Raw genomic sequence first — 14,729 nt, forward strand, 5'->3', positions numbered from 1 at the left:
GGTAATGCAGTTCGGGGATACTGCGCAGCCCGGCCCGCCGGGCCAAAGCCGTGGGCGCGTCCTGAGTATGCTGAGCGAGGCACCATGGTGGCAAGCGACGGCCGCGCTCGGCACGGCCGTCGCCGACCGGTCACGCCGCCTTGAAGGCGCGCTGATTGACCTCGCCCTCGGCAAGCCGGGTCAGCTTCTCATCGGTTGCCTTTTCCTCGCTGAGCGTCTCATCGAGCAGCTTGGCGACATCCGTCATTCCGCACGTCTCCGCCAGCGTCCTGAGGGAGCCGTAGCTGGCGATCTCGTAATGTTCGACCTTCTGGGCGGCCATGATCAGGGCGACATCGAGAACCTCCGGCGAGAGACCCTGGTCCATGATCTCCTCGGCTTCCTCGATCAGCCCCTGGGTGGCTTCGCAGGTGTTGCCCGCGGGATCGGCCTGGAGGATCTGGAAGATCTGCTCCAGACGCTTTACCTGCCCATCCGTCTCCTTGAGGTGGGTCTGGAATGCCTGCTTCAGCTGAGGAGATGACGCCGCGTCCGCCATCGCGGGCAGCGCCTCGAGGATTTGGGTCTCGGAACTGTATGCATCCTGAAGCTCCTCGATGAGGAGATCCTTGAGTGCTTCCTTGGACATGTGGGTGCTCCTGACGACTGTTTCGGTGAAGGCGGTTGGTGAGGGCGCCCCAACCTCAACAGGGATGCAGCACATTCCTTGCGAGCAAATCCTCGGATTGGCCATTGGTATAGCAAGCACCGGTTGATTGCCGTGATTGCGCTGCGGGCCTCGTGATCACGGGATCACGACCGTGGCTTCCGCCGTCATCGGCAAAGAGGCCATGCGCACCACCGGAGCGCTGCTGTTGGCGGCCGGACATCCTCCGCACTGGACGCGCATTGCGGGGCCGGTGCCCGTACGCCGCTCCGACGCAGGGCGCCGGCAGAAACCCTCCGGGACCTCAGACGGGCATCGGATTGATCCGGGCGAAGCCCTCCTGCGTGCGGTACGGGTAATAGGGGTAGGCGGGCATCACGTCGCTGGCCGCGTCGAGGTGAGCGATCTGCCCGGGTTCGAGCGTCCAGCCGACGGCCCCCAGATTGTCCCGCAGCTGCGCCTCGTTGCGGGCGCCGACGATCACCGAGGAGACGGTCGGCCGCGCGAGCAGCCAGGCGATGGCCACCTGGGGAACGCTGCGCCCGGTCTCGGCCGCCACGGCGTCCAGCGCGTCGACGATGCGGTAGAGGCGCTCCTCGTCGACGGGCGGCCCCCACTGGGCTGTGTCGTGGAGGCGGCTGCCCTGCGGGATCGGCTGGCCACGGCGGATTTTGCCGGTCAGCCTGCCCCAGCCGAGCGGGCTCCAGACCAGCGCGCCGACCTTCTGGTCGAGGCCAAGCGGCATCAGCTCCCATTCATAGTCGCGCCCGGTCAGAGAATAATAGACCTGATGCACGACATGGCGCGGCCAGCCATGGCGGTCGGCGATGGCGAGCGACTTCATCAGCTGCCAGCCCGCGAAGTTCGAAGCGCCGATATGGCGGATCTTCCCGGCGCGGACGAGCGTGTCCAGCGTGTGCAGCACCTCCTCCACCGGCGTGAAGGCATCGAAGGCGTGCAGCTGGAGCAGGTCGATGTAATCCGTCCCGAGCCGGCGGAGCGCCGCCTCCACGGCGCCGATCAGCCGATGGCGGGAAAGACCGGCGTCGTTCGGTCCGTCGCCCATCGGCAACCCGGTCTTGGTCGAGATCAGCAGCTTGTCGCGCCGCCCGCGGATGGCGGCGCCGAGCACCTCTTCCGAGCCGCCGTCCGAATAGACGTCGGCGGTGTCGAAGAGCGTGACGCCAGCGTCGAGGCAGATGTCGATCAGCCGACGGGCATCCTCGACGTCGCTGTTCCCCCAAGCCGAGAACAGCGGACCCTTGCCGCCGAAGGTGCCGGTCCCAAAGCTGAGCGCGGGCACCTTGAGGCCCGAGGCACCGAGTGTCCGGTACTCCATGTCCTGTCCTTCCGTGATCGAGGCTGTCGCGGTCGCGCCGATGGCAGCAGCCGCCTGCCAAGGATATAGCCGACGGAGCAGCTGTGAATTAGGCTGCCGCCAGTCTCAGGACTTGTGACGCGGGGTCATCGTTGTGACGCGGATGGATGTCAACCGGGCGGCAGAGATGGAGGTCTTCGCGCGGGTCGTCGATCTCGGCGGGTTCACCGCGGCGGCCCGTGCCTGCGGCCTCACGCCATCGGGCGTCAGCAAGCTCATCACGCGGCTGGAGACACGGCTGGGCACGCGGCTGATCCACCGGTCGACACGACGGCTCAGCCTGACGCCGGAAGGTCAGGCGTTTTACGCCCGCGCGGTGCGGATCCTGGGAGAGATGGAGGAGGCCGAGCGGGAGGCCTCGGCCGGTGCGACGCCGCGTGGACACCTGCGCGTCAACAGCAACGTCCCCTTCGGCATGCGCCACCTGATACCGCTGGTGCCCGAGTTCCTGGCCGCCCATCCCGACGTCACCATCGACCTCGTGCTGTCGGATGCGGTGGTCGACCTGATGGAGGAGCGGGCCGACGTCGCGATCCGGACCGGACCGCTGCGCGATTCCAGCCTGATGATCCGCAAACTGGGAAGCACGCGCATGGTCGTGGTCGCCTCCCCCGCCTATCTGGAGCGGCATGGGACGCCGGAACACCCGGACGACCTTGCCCGGCACAGGGGAATCGGCTGGACCTTCCCGCGGACCATCGGCGGCTGGCCTTTCAGGACCGGCGGCGGAATTGACGAACAGATCGAGGACAGGATCGAGGAGCATGTGCCGCCCATCGTCGCACGGGCGAGCGACGGGGACGCCGCGCGCCTGCTTGCCCTGGGCGGCGTCGGGCTGGCGCGACTGGCGCGCTTCCAGGTGGAGACCGACATCGCCGCCGGTGCGCTTGTGCCGGTGCTGGACCGAATGAACCCCGGCGGCAGCGAGGACATCCACGCCGTCTATCTCGGAGGTCCGGGCCCCCTGCCCGCCCGCGTCCGCGCCTTTGTGGATTTCATGGCAGGCCGATGCCAGCTGACCGATGCCAGCTGATCGACGAGCGATGACCGGGGCGCAAGCGCGCTGCGCCCGGCCCGGTCATTACCGCCGCCCCGCCGTCCGGACGGCGAGGAGGAGCGCCACGGCGATCAGCCCGGCCGCGACGGCGAAGGTCGTCCGGGTTCCCGCCGCGACGGCCTCCGGCGCCGCGACGGCCACCTCCGTCCCCACCCCCAGCGTGAAGAGTGTCCCCATCACCGAGGCGCCGGTGATCAGCCCCAGATTGCGCGACAGATTCAGCACCCCCGACACCACGCCGCGGCGGTCCTTCTCCACATCCACCATCACCGCCGTGTTGTTGGCGGTCTGGAACAGCGCATAGCCGGCGGTGACGACGACGAGCGGCCCGACATAGCCGGCCACGCCCAACGTCGCCGGCAGCAGCGCCAGCAGCACGCATCCACCCGCCACCGCCCCCAGCCCGACGACCGTCATGCCGGCGGCACCGAAGCGGTCGACGACCCGCCCGGCCGGCACGCCGGCCAGCGCCGCCACCAGCGGTCCGGCCGACATCACCATCCCAACCGCCGCCGCTCCCAGCCCCAGGGCACGGGCGAGATGGAACGGTCCCACCACCAGGGTCGCCATCAGCACCGTCGCCACCAGCATGCTCATCGCCAGGCGCCCGCGCAGCGTCCGGTCGCGCAGCATCTCCAGCCGCAGCAGCGGCGACGCCGTCCGCGACTCCACCGCCAGGAACAGCCAGGATCCGCCGGCCGCCGCCAGCAGAAGTGTCAGGTCGGACCAGCCGAAGCCGCCGCGCCCGCCGGTCATCGCCAGCGCGTAAGTCCCCAGCGTCAGGGCCAGGATCAGCGTGCCGGGACCATCGAAGCTCCCCCGCCCCGCTCCGCGCCCCGACTCCAGTTGGGACTCCAGTTGGGTCTCCACCCGGTCGGCCGGCAGGCAGCGCTGCACCAGCAGGAAGGCCACCAGCCCCGGCGGCACGGTGACCAGGAAGATCGCCGGCCAGCCGAAGGCGGCGATCAGCAGGCCGCCCAGCGCCGGGCCGAGCGCGGTGCCGACCGCCGATGTCGTTCCCATCAGCCCCATCGCCCGGCCGATCCGCTCCTTCGGCACCGCATCGCCGACGAAGGCGGTGGCGAGCGCCATCATCGCGGCGGCCCCCAGCCCCTGCACCGCGCGGGCCGCGACCAGCATCCACAGGCCGGACGCGGCGGCGGAGGCGGCGGAGCCCGCCGTGAACAGGGCGATCCCGGCCAGCAACAGACGCCGCCGCCCGACGATGTCGCCCAGCCGCCCGACCCCGACGATCAGCGTGGTGATCGCCAGCAGATAGGCCAGCACCACCCACTGGACCTCGCGGAACGGCACGTCGAACGCCAGCGCCAGTGCCGGCAACCCGACATTGGCGATGCTGATGCCGAGCGACGACAGCAGCATCGCCAGCGCCAGCCCCGCCAATCCCCCCTGCGCGACCAGCCTTCGCGCCGTTCCGCCCGCCGCCGCTTGCTCCGCAACCGCTTCCCTCATGACGCCTCTCCTTCCCGAATGACAGGCATCCAGGCTAGGGCGCGGGGTGACATGGCGGAATGCGCAGCATCCGCACTGTATTCGTGCATTGGGCGCCATGTCCCCGCAGCGGCGGCGGTCGGCCCGTGCTACGCTCCGGCGCATGACCGCACCCGACCTCAACATGCTCGTCACCCTGGACGCCCTGCTTACGGAAGGCAGCGTCGCCGCTGCGGCGCGCCGGCTGCGGCTCAGCCCGTCGGCGATGAGCCGGGCGCTGGCGCGGCTGCGCGAGGCGACCGGCGACCCGCTGCTGGTCCGGGCCGGGCGCGGCCTCGTCCCCACGCCGCGCGCGCTCGACCTGCGCGACCGCGTCCGCCTGCTGGTGCAGGAGGCGGAGGCGGCGCTGCGCCCGGCCGAAAATCTCGACATCGGCCGGCTGGCCCGGACCTTCACCCTGCGGACCAGCGACGGCTTCGTCGAAAGCTATGGCGCGGCCCTGCTCACCCTCGTCGCCGCCGAGGCGCCCGGCGTCCGCATCCGCTTTCTGCCCAAGCCGGACAAGGACAGCGGCCCGCTCCGCGACGGCTCGGTCGATCTGGAGACCGGCGTGGTCTCCGCCGACAGCGGGCCGGAACTGCGCACCCAGGCCCTGTTCCACGACCGCTTCATCGGCGTCGTCCGCCCCGGCCATCCGCTGGCCGCGGGCGGGATCACCGCCGAGCGCTTCGCCGCCGGCCGTCATGTGCTGGTGTCGCGGCGGGGCGACGACCGCGGGCTGGTGGACGAGGCACTGGAGCGGCTGGGGCTTCGGCGCGACGTGGTCGCCACGGTCGGCGGCTTCGCCGCGGCGCTGGCGCTGGTGCGCGGCACCGACCTGATCGTCAGCGTCCCCGAACGGCACACCGAGGGGTTGCGCGCCGGCCTCCACGGCTTCGCCCTGCCCTTCCCCGCCCTGGAGGTCACCGTCTCCCTGATCTGGCACCCCCGCCTCGACGCCGACCCGGCCCACCGCTGGCTGCGCGGCTGCGTGCGCAAGGTCTGCGCCTCGCCATCCGGGCCGGAAAGCCGGGAATGATGTGACCCAGCGCGATATGACCCAGCGCGATATGGCTGGGAGCGATATGACCGGCGGGGCCATTGCGCACCGGCGCATCGCCGCCCTATGCTGATATATCACTAAGAATCACATCGGGAGTTCGCCATGCAGCCGCCCTACCTCGCCGCCGATCAGCGCTATGGGAGCATGAGCTACCGCCGTACCGGCCGCAGCGGGCTCGACCTGCCCGCCATTTCGCTGGGGCTCTGGCAGAATTTCGGCGGCACCGACGTGTTCGCCACCGGGCGCGCCGTGCTGCGCCGGGCCTTCGACCGCGGCGTCACCCATTTCGACCTCGCCAACAATTACGGCCCGCCGCCGGGCTCGGCGGAGGAGAATTTCGGCCGCATCCTCGCCACCGATTTCCGCCCCTACCGCGACGAGATGGTGATCTCGACCAAGGCCGGCTACGAGATGTGGCCCGGCCCCTACGGCAACTGGGGTTCGCGCAAATATCTGGTCTCCAGCCTGGACCAGAGCCTGAAACGGATGGGCCTGGATTACGTCGACATCTTCTATTCGCACCGCGTCGATCCCCGCACCCCGCTGGAGGAGACGATGGGGGCGCTCGACCACATCGTCCGCCAGGGCAAGGCGCTCTATGTCGGCATCTCCTCCTACTCGCCGGAGATGACGCGGCGGGCGGTGGGGATCCTGAAGCAGCTGGGCACCCCCTGCCTGATCCACCAGCCCTCCTACTCGATGCTGAACCGCTGGGTGGAGGGCGGCCTGCTCGACACGCTGGACGACCTCGGCATGGGCTGCATCGCCTTCTCGCCGCTGGCCCAGGGCATGCTGACCAACAAGTACCTCGGCGGTCAGCCTGCCGACGCCCGCGCCGCCAAGGGCGGCAGCCTGCGCGCCAACTTCCTGTCGCCGGAGAATCTGGAGCGCATCCGCGCACTCGACGCCATCGCCAAGCGGCGCGGCCAGACGCTGGCGCAGATGGCCATCGCCTGGGTCCTGCGCGACCCGCGCGTGACCTCCGCCCTGATCGGTGCGCGGAACGTCGAGCAGCTCGACAACTCGCTCGACGCGCTGAACAGCCTGTCCTTCAGCCCGGAGGAACTGGCGGAGATCGATACCCACGCCGTCGCCGACGCGGGCATCAATCTGTGGAGCGCCTCCTCCGCAGCCGAAGCCGGCTGAGCGCCTCCCAATCCCCTCTCCCCCCTGGGGAGAGGGTTAGGGTGAGGGGGATGCACCTCGTGCCTTCCCAAGAATCCTCGCCGTGCGCCCCCCTCACCCCGACCCTCTCCCCAGGGGGGAGAGGGGGATTCCTCCGTCCTAAAAAGCCACCACCCTCAGTCCGCCGTGACGGTGTCGGTGGCCCGATACCGCTCCAGCCAGTGGGCGTAGGGCGCCGGCAGCACCCAGGACGAACGCTCGACGCCCAGTTCCTTGGCAGCGCGGTAGGGATAATGCGGGTTGGCGAGATGGGCGCGGCCGACCATCACCAGATCCAGCTGCCCGTCGGCGACGGTGCGGTCGGCGATCTTCGGCGCGTCGATGCCCCAGGCCGCCGCCACCGGCAGCTCCGCCTCGCGCCGCACCCGCTCGGCGACCGGCGCCAGGAAGGCCGGCCCCCAAGGAACATGCGCGTCGGGGGTGGAGAAGCCGACGCTGACGCTCAGCAGGTCGAGCCCGCCGGCGCGGAAGTTGCGGGCGAGTTCGATCGACTCGGCCAGCGTCTGCTCGTCGCGCCCGTCATACTCGATCACGCCGAAGCGGGCGGTCAGCGGCAGGTTTTCCGGCCACACCTCGCGCACCGCCGCCAGCGTCTCCAGCAGGAAGCGGCTGCGCCCGGCAAGGTCGCCGCCATACTGGTCGGTGCGCTTGTTGGCGTGGACCGAGAAGAAGCTCTGGCCGAGATAGCCGTGGGCGAAATGCAGCTCCAGCCACTTGAAGCCGGCATCGCGGGCGCGCACGGCGGCGGCCACGAAATCGGCGCGGACGCGGGCGATGTCGTCCAGCGTCATCGCCTTGGGCACCTTCGGCAGGTGATGGCCGAAGGGCACCGCCGACGGCGAGATGGTGTCCCAGCCGCGCGGATCGCCCTCGGCGATGTGGTCGTCGCCCTCCCACGGGCGGTTGGCGCTGGCCTTGCGGCCGGCATGGCCGATCTGGATGCCGGGGACGGCACCGGCAGCGGCGATGGAGGCGGCGATGCGCGCCATCCCTTCCGCCTGGGCGTCGTTCCACAGCCCGGTGCAGCCCGGCGTGATGCGGCCTTCCGGCGACACCGCCGTCGCCTCGACGATCACCAGACCGGCGCCGCCGCGGGCAAGGCCGGGATAATGGACGAGATGCCAGTCGTTGATGACGCCGTCGACGGCGCTGTACTGGCACATCGGCGGAACCGCGATGCGGTTGCGCAGGGTGACGTCCTTCAGCGTGAAGGGCGTGAACAGAGCGGACATGCGAATTCCCGTCTCGATCTAGTCGGTGGCGGCGGGGGGTAAGCTGTTCGCCGCCCCCGCCGCGGATCGGGGAGATTTAGGTCCGCCCAAGCCTCAGCCAACCCTCCCCGCCGCCAAACGCCCCACGATTGCCGCATGGCTGCGGATACCGTTGCGCAGGCATTTCAGCTCGAACTTCTCGTTGGGCGAATGGATGCGGTCGTCGTCCAGCCCGAAGCCGACCAGGATGGTGTCCAGACCGAGATGCTCGCGGAACCAGCCGACGATGGGGATCGATCCGCCGCCACCGATCAGCACGCCGTCGCGCCCCGTCGCCTCCTTCAGCCCGCCGCGCACCGCCTGCATCCACGGCGTGTCGGTCGGCACCTCGATGCCGGGGGACGCACTGAAACTGTGGAAGCCGACCGTGCAGTCGGCCGGCAGCCGCTCCTCGAAGAAGCGCCGGATCGATGCCTCGACGGCCGCCGGGTCCTGGCCGGGCACCAGACGGCAGCTCAGCTTGCAGGACGCCCTGGCTGGGATGACCGTCTTCGACCCCTCCCCGGTGTAGCCGCCCCAGATGCCGTTGATGTCGCAGGTCGGCCGGGTCCAGATGCGCTCCAGCAGCGTCCGCCCCGCTTCGCCATGGCTGCGGGTCAGGCCGAGCGCCGCCAGGAACTGCGCCTCGTCCAGCGGCAAGGCGCGGATCTGCTCCCGCAGTTCCTCCGGCAGCTCGCGCACGCCGTCATAGAAGCCGTCGAAGCGCACCCGCCCGTCGGCATCGTGGATCTGGCCCAGGATACCGCTCAGCACGTTGAGCGGGTTGGGCACCGCGCCGCCGAACAGGCCGGAATGCAGGTCGTGGCTCGGCCCCGTGACGGTCGCTTCCAGATAGAGCAGGCCGCGCAGCCGCGTGGTGATCGCCGGGGTGTCGGCATCCCAGGCGTTGGTGTCGGTGACGAGGCAGAAGTCGGCGCGCAGCTCCTCGGCATGCTCCTTCAGGAAGTGCGGCAGCGACGGGCTGCCGGTCTCCTCCTCGCCCTCCAGCAGCACGGTGGCGCGGATCGGGAGGGAACCGTGGACGGCGTGCCAGGCCTCGAAGGCCTCCATGAAGGTCATGGTCTGGCCCTTGTCGTCGGCGGCCCCGCGGGCGACGACACGGCAGCCCCGCTCGGCCTCGACGATCACCGGATCGAAGGGCGGGCTGGTCCACAGCTCCATCGGGTCGGCCGGCTGCACGTCGTAATGGCCGTAATAGAGCACATGCGGCGTCTCCGCCCCCTCCGGCCCCGGCTCTGGCCCCGGATGATGGGCGACCAGGATCGGGTGGCCGGGAGTGTCGTGGAGGGTGACGGTGAAGCCCATCGCCTTCAGCCTGTCGGCGCACCATCGGGCGGCGCGGCGGACCTCGCCGGCATAGGCGGGATCGGTGCTGACCGAGGGAATGCGCAGCAGCTCGCACAGCCGGCCGACCGACTCCTCGAAGGAGGAGTCGACCTTGCGCAGAACGGCATCGACAGGAAGCATGATGGCCTCACCTTAGAACATGGAATCCACCTTTTTCCCCTCTCCCCCCGGGGAGAGGGTCGGGGTGAGGGGGATGCACAGGGTGGAGTAAGTGGGGATCGGGGAGTGCGCGATGCTTGAAAAGACTAGCCACGCATCCCCCTCACCCTAACCCTCTCCCCAGGGGGGAGAGGGGAACCACTCACCCCCCAAGCCCCAACAGCCTGCCCAGGATCGGCTGCCCAACGGCTGCCCCCAGCGCGAAGCCGCCGACCAGCCCGATCACCAGCCCGGCAAGCCCCAGGCCCATCCCGCCCCGGCCGGAGGACTGCGCACGCTCCGCCTGCCGCGCCCCATTGCCTCCGCTGCCCGGCTCGTCGCCCTCGTCGATGGAGGACGCGCGCCGCGCGCTGTAGGAGGTGTCGGTCGCCTCGTGCCAGGAGCGGATGCGCTCCAGCGCCGGCTTCAGCTGGGCGTCGTCGGGGGCCGCACCGCGGCCATGGACGATCTCCCAGGCCAGTGCGGCGAAGCGGCTGGTCGTCCGCCCTTCCGGCGTGAAGATCGCCGCCGGCATACGGCGGTATGTGGCCTTCACCACATCCACGTCATAGGGGAAGGCGGTGCGGAACATCTGTTCGGGGAACTCGTTGCGCAGCTGCGTCAGCGATTCGCGCCCGACCTCGTCGTTGGTGATCGACAGCATTAGGATGCCGGCCAGCGTCAGGCTGGGGTTCAGCCCGTTCTGGATATGCTCCACCACCTGCAAGGTGCGCCGCAGCCCGTCCAGCGCATAGCGGCCGGGGAAGACCGGCACGATCAGCCGGTCCGACGCCGCCAGCGCACCGGCCGCCAGATGGCCCAGCGCCGGCGGGCAGTCGATGACGACATAGTCCGGCGGGTTGCGCGAGAAATGCAGCGCCTTGCGCAAGCCCCGCTGCGAGCCGCCGCGGCTGTCCAGCGCATGCTCCAGCGAGTAGAGCTTGCGCGCGCCGACGATCATCGACAGCCCGTCGAAGGCGGTCGGGGTGATGGCGTCCTCGACGAAGGTTTCCTTGCGCAGCAGGTCGTTGATGCCGACCTTCGCCTTGTCGCGCAGCAGGAAGTTGCTGGTGGCGCTGCTCTGCGGGTCGAAATCGATCAGCACGACGCTCTTGCCCAGCGCCGCCAGCGCGAGCGCGAGGTTCACCGACGTGGTCGTTTTGCCGACGCCGCCCTTCTGATTGTAGACCGACAGGATGGTCGGCTGCCGTGTCTCCGGCGTGTCGAAGACGTCTTCGTGGCTGGTCATGTCCATTCCGCTTCGCCGTTTCTGCGGCAATCCCCGCACGGCCCGGATCGGATTCCGGTCCGGACTGCGCGGGCGCACTATAAGCGGTGGGGTTTCAACTCTCCACACACCTTTGGGGACAGGTCGGCCCGGCATCGAGACGGCACCGCACACCCCCTTGCCGCATTCCTGCACAACCGATGCGCAAAGTTTCGGGTCGATCCGCGTGGCCGCTCAGGTCCACATGGTGACAAACAATCCCGAGGGAGGACAATAGGATGACCACCGAACTTCAGCACCTGATCGGCGGCAAGCTGGTTTCCGGCACGTCCGGCCGGTTCGCCGACGTCTACTCCCCGATGACCGGCGAGGTGCGCGCCCGCGTGCCGCTGGCGAGCGTGGAGGAGATGCGCGCCGCGGTCGAGAACGCCAAGCAAGCGCAGCGCGGCTGGGCCGCCACCAACCCGCAGCGCCGCGCCCGCGTCCTGATGCGCTTCCTCGACCTCGTCCAGCGCGATTACGACGAGCTGGCCCTGCTGTTGTCGCTGGAGCATGGCAAGACCATCGTCGACGCCAAGGGCGACATCCAGCGCGGTCTCGAGGTGGTGGAGTTCGCCTGCGGCATCCCGCACCTGCTGAAGGGCGAGTTCACCGACGGCGCCGGCCCCGGCATCGACATCTATTCGATGCGCCAGCCGCTGGGCGTCGTCGCCGGCATCACGCCGTTCAACTTCCCCGCCATGATCCCGATGTGGAAGTTCGCCCCGGCCATCGCCTGCGGCAACGCCTTCATCCTGAAGCCGTCGGAGCGCACGCCGGGCGTCCCGGTCAAGCTGGCCGAGCTGATGCTGGAGGCCGGCCTGCCGGCGGGCGTCCTCAACGTCGTCCATGGCGACAAGGTGGCGGTGGACGCCATCCTCGACGACCGCGACATCAAGGCGGTCGGCTTCGTCGGCTCCACCCCGATCGCCGAATACATCTACAACCGCGGCTGCGCGGCGGGCAAGCGCGTGCAGTGCTTCGGCGGCGCCAAGAACCACGCGCTGGTGATGCCGGACGCCGACCTCGACCAGGCGACCGACGCGCTGATCGGCGCCGGCTTCGGTGCGGCGGGCGAGCGCTGCATGGCGATCTCCGTCGTCGTGCCGGTTGGTAAGAAGACCGCCGACGCCCTGATGGACCGCCTGATCCCGCGGGTGGAAGGCCTGAAGGTCGGCCCCTCGACCGACAGCAGTGCCGATTTCGGCCCGCTGGTGACGGCCGAGCATCTGGAGCGGGTGAAGTCCTACGTCGATCTCGGCGTCAAGGAAGGCGCCAAGCTGGCGGTCGATGGCCGCGAGTTCAAGATGCAGGGTTACGAGAACGGCTTCTACATGGGCGGCTGCCTGTTCGACGAGGTGAAGCCGGACATGCGCATCTACAAGGAGGAGATCTTCGGCCCGGTCCTCTCCGTCGTCCGCGCCGACAGCTATGAGGAGGCGCTGTCGCTGCCGAACGATCACGAGTACGGCAACGGCGTCGCCATCTTCACCCGCGACGGCGACGCCGCCCGCGACTTCGCCTCCCGTGTCGATGTCGGCATGGTCGGCATCAACGTTCCGATCCCGGTTCCGCTCGCCTACTACACCTTCGGCGGCTGGAAGCGCTCGGGCTTCGGCGACCTGAACCAGCACGGCCCCGACGCGGTGCGCTTCTACACCAAGACCAAGACCGTCACCTCCCGCTGGCCCTCGGGCGTCAAGGAAGGCGCCAGCTTCGTCATTCCGACCATGGATTGATGGGCGTAGCATTCCCCTTCCCGCCTCCGGCGGGAGGGGGGTTACACGAGGTGACGCATGTCCTTTGAACTGACCGAAGACCAGGTCGCCATCCGCGACATGGCGCTGTCCTTCGCCCGCGACGAGCTGGCGCCCAACGCCGTCGAGTGGGACCAGAAGAAGCATTTCCCCGTCGACAGGCTGCGCGCCGCCGGCGAACTCGGCATGGGCGGCATCTATGTGTCGGAGGACCATGGCGGCTCGGCGCTCAGCCGCTTCGACGCCGTGGTGATCTTCGAGGCGCTGAGCCAGGGCTGCCCGACCATCGCCTCCTACATCTCCATCCACAACATGGTGGCGGGGATGGTGGACAATTTCGGCAGCGACGAGCAGAAGGCCCATTGGTTGCCCAAGCTCTGCACCATGGAATGGCTCGCCAGCTATTGCCTCACCGAGGCCAACGCCGGCTCCGACGCCGCGGCGCTGCGGACCAGGGCGGTGCGCGACGGCGACTCTTACGTCCTCAACGGCGCCAAGCAGTTCATTTCCGGTGCCGGCAGCTCCGACCTCTACCTCGTCATGGCCCGCACCGGCGAGGACGGCCCCGGCGGCATCAGCGCCTTCCTGGTGCCTGCGGACACCCCCGGCCTCTCCTTCGGCGCCAACGAGCACAAGATGGGCTGGAACGCCCAGCCGACCCGCGCCGTCATCCTGGAGGACGCCCGCATCCCCGCCACCGCCCTGCTGGGGCAGGAGGGGATGGGCTTCAAGTTCGCCATGAAGGGGCTGGACGGCGGCCGCATCAACATCGCCGCCTGCTCCATCGGCGGCGCCCAGGCGGCACTCGACAAGGCGCTGACCTACATGTCCGAGCGCAAGGCCTTCGGCCAGACGCTCGACCGCTTCCAGGCGCTCCAGTTCCGCATCGCCGACATGGCGACGGAGCTTGAGGCCGCCCGCACCTTCGTCCACCGCGCCGCCTCGGCGCTGGATGCGAAGAGCCAGGACGCCACACGTTTGTGTGCGATGGCGAAGCGCTTCGCCACCGACACCGGCTTCGAGGTGGCGAACAACGCGCTCCAGCTGTTCGGCGGCTACGGCTATCTGGCCGATTACGGCGTTGAGAAGATCGTGCGCGACCTCAGGGTCCACCAGATCCTGGAAGGCACCAACGAGATCATGCGCCTGATCGTCTCGCGCAGCGAGATCGGGCGGATGGCGTAAGAGCGAACCACAAAAACCAAACCTAAAAAACCAAAGCAACGGGAGACGCGACGATGGCGGTGATCGGTTTCATCGGATTGGGCAACATGGGCGGCCCGATGGCCGCGAACCTCGTGAAGGCGGGGCATCAGGTGGTTGGCTACGACCTCGTGCCCTCGGCCATCGAGGCGGCCAAGGCGGCCGGCGTCACCATCGGCGAATCCCCCGCCGCCATCGCCGCGGCGGCGGAGGTGATCATCACCATGCTGCCGGGCGGCAAGCATGTGCTGGGCGTCTATGGCGACATCGCGCCGGTGGCCCGGCCGGGCGCGCTGCTGATCGACTGCTCCACCATCGACGTGGACTCCGCCCGCAAGGCGCATGCGCTGGCCGCCGACAAGGGCGCCGCCTCGCTCGACGCGCCGGTGTCGGGCGGCGTCGGCGGCGCTGCCGCCGGCACGCTGACCTTCATGGCCGGCGGCGAGGCGGACGCCTTCGAGCGTGCCCGCCCGATCCTGGAAGCCATGGGCAAGAAGATCGTCCATTGCGGCGGCGCCGGTGCCGGTCAGGCGGCGAAGATCTGCAACAACATGATCCTCGGCATCTCGATGATCGGCGTCTGCGAGGCCTTCGTGCTGGCGGAGAAGCTCGGCCTGTCGCATCAGGCGCTGTTCGACGTGTCGTCGACCTCGTCGGGCCAGTGCTGGTCGCTGACCAGCTACTGCCCGGTCCCCGGCCCGGTGCCGGCCAGCCCGGCCAACCGCGATTACCAGCCCGGTTTCGCGGCGGCGCTGATGCTGAAGGACCTGAAGCTGGCCCAGGAAGCGGCGCAGGGCGCCGGTGCCCCCACCCCGCTGGGGGCCGCGGCGGCGCAGCTCTACGCCATGATGAACGCGCAAGGCGAAGGCGGCGCCGACTTCTCCGGCATCATCCGCATGCTGCGCGGCCAAAGCTGATCAGCACGG

General features: G+C 69.5%; 12 protein-coding genes. 6 read left to right on the forward strand and 6 right to left on the reverse strand.

Annotated elements, in window-relative coordinates; translation table 11 throughout:
• Positions 1 to 130 precede the first annotated feature (130 nt).
• Positions 131 to 628, reverse strand: a complete 498-nt coding sequence (locus ABNQ40_RS05875) for a ferritin-like domain-containing protein (RefSeq protein WP_109052057.1) — start codon at positions 626 to 628, stop codon at positions 131 to 133.
• A 322-nt stretch (positions 629 to 950) separates the two neighbouring features.
• The gene (locus tag ABNQ40_RS05880; RefSeq protein WP_109049818.1) at positions 951 to 1,985 is read right to left on the reverse strand and encodes an aldo/keto reductase; all 1,035 of its coding nucleotides are present in this window, start codon (positions 1,983 to 1,985) and stop codon (positions 951 to 953) included.
• Between the two features lie 133 nt (positions 1,986 to 2,118).
• On the opposite strand from ABNQ40_RS05880, the gene ABNQ40_RS05885 reads away from it, so the two are divergent.
• A complete protein-coding gene (locus tag ABNQ40_RS05885) occupies positions 2,119 to 3,057 on the forward strand; it encodes a LysR family transcriptional regulator (RefSeq protein ID WP_109049817.1) in 939 nt (312 codons plus the stop codon).
• A gap of 48 nt (positions 3,058 to 3,105) precedes the next feature.
• On the opposite strand, the gene ABNQ40_RS05890 is transcribed toward ABNQ40_RS05885, so the two are convergent.
• A complete protein-coding gene (locus ABNQ40_RS05890; protein ID WP_109049816.1) occupies positions 3,106 to 4,554 on the reverse strand; it encodes an MFS transporter in 1,449 nt (482 codons plus the stop codon).
• A 142-nt stretch (positions 4,555 to 4,696) separates the two neighbouring features.
• Here ABNQ40_RS05890 and ABNQ40_RS05895 point away from each other — a divergent pair, with 142 nt between their 5' ends.
• Complete coding sequence (locus ABNQ40_RS05895) at positions 4,697 to 5,611, forward strand: LysR family transcriptional regulator (RefSeq protein WP_391345778.1); 915 nt, start codon at positions 4,697 to 4,699, stop codon at positions 5,609 to 5,611.
• 126 nt (positions 5,612 to 5,737) lie between these two features.
• Positions 5,738 to 6,781, forward strand: coding sequence for an L-glyceraldehyde 3-phosphate reductase (mgrA, locus tag ABNQ40_RS05900; RefSeq protein ID WP_391345780.1), 1,044 nt, complete (start codon positions 5,738 to 5,740; stop codon positions 6,779 to 6,781).
• Positions 6,782 to 6,936: 155 nt separating this feature from the next.
• Here mgrA and ABNQ40_RS05905 read toward each other — a convergent pair whose 3' ends face one another.
• The 3 genes from ABNQ40_RS05905 to ABNQ40_RS05915 all read right to left on the reverse strand — a co-directional run bounded on the left by ABNQ40_RS05905 (position 6,937) and on the right by ABNQ40_RS05915 (position 10,825).
• Complete coding sequence (locus ABNQ40_RS05905) at positions 6,937 to 8,052, reverse strand: NADH:flavin oxidoreductase/NADH oxidase (RefSeq protein WP_391345781.1); 1,116 nt, start codon at positions 8,050 to 8,052, stop codon at positions 6,937 to 6,939.
• A 93-nt stretch (positions 8,053 to 8,145) separates the two neighbouring features.
• Positions 8,146 to 9,558, reverse strand: a complete 1,413-nt coding sequence (locus ABNQ40_RS05910; protein ID WP_391345783.1) for a M20/M25/M40 family metallo-hydrolase — start codon at positions 9,556 to 9,558, stop codon at positions 8,146 to 8,148.
• Positions 9,559 to 9,739: 181 nt separating this feature from the next.
• Complete coding sequence (locus ABNQ40_RS05915; RefSeq protein ID WP_391345785.1) at positions 9,740 to 10,825, reverse strand: ParA family protein; 1,086 nt, start codon at positions 10,823 to 10,825, stop codon at positions 9,740 to 9,742.
• Positions 10,826 to 11,082: 257 nt separating this feature from the next.
• Here ABNQ40_RS05915 and ABNQ40_RS05920 point away from each other — a divergent pair, with 257 nt between their 5' ends.
• Genes ABNQ40_RS05920 through mmsB form a run of 3 tightly spaced genes read left to right on the forward strand, consistent with a single transcriptional unit; the run spans position 11,083 to position 14,720 of the window.
• Entirely contained in the window at positions 11,083 to 12,582 is a 1,500-nt protein-coding gene (locus ABNQ40_RS05920; RefSeq protein WP_391345786.1) for a CoA-acylating methylmalonate-semialdehyde dehydrogenase, read from the forward strand.
• Positions 12,583 to 12,639: 57 nt separating this feature from the next.
• On the forward strand, positions 12,640 to 13,785 hold the full coding sequence (locus ABNQ40_RS05925; RefSeq protein WP_109049809.1) for an isobutyryl-CoA dehydrogenase: 1,146 nt from the start codon (positions 12,640 to 12,642) through the stop codon (positions 13,783 to 13,785).
• A gap of 53 nt (positions 13,786 to 13,838) precedes the next feature.
• Positions 13,839 to 14,720 (forward strand): 3-hydroxyisobutyrate dehydrogenase, encoded by an 882-nt coding sequence (gene mmsB, locus ABNQ40_RS05930; protein ID WP_391345788.1) that lies wholly within the window; start codon positions 13,839 to 13,841, stop codon positions 14,718 to 14,720.
• Positions 14,721 to 14,729 lie beyond the last annotated feature (9 nt).

The sequence above is a fragment of the Azospirillum sp. A23 genome (genome assembly GCF_042938965.1).
Taxonomy (GTDB): domain Bacteria; phylum Pseudomonadota; class Alphaproteobacteria; order Azospirillales; family Azospirillaceae; genus Azospirillum; species Azospirillum melinis.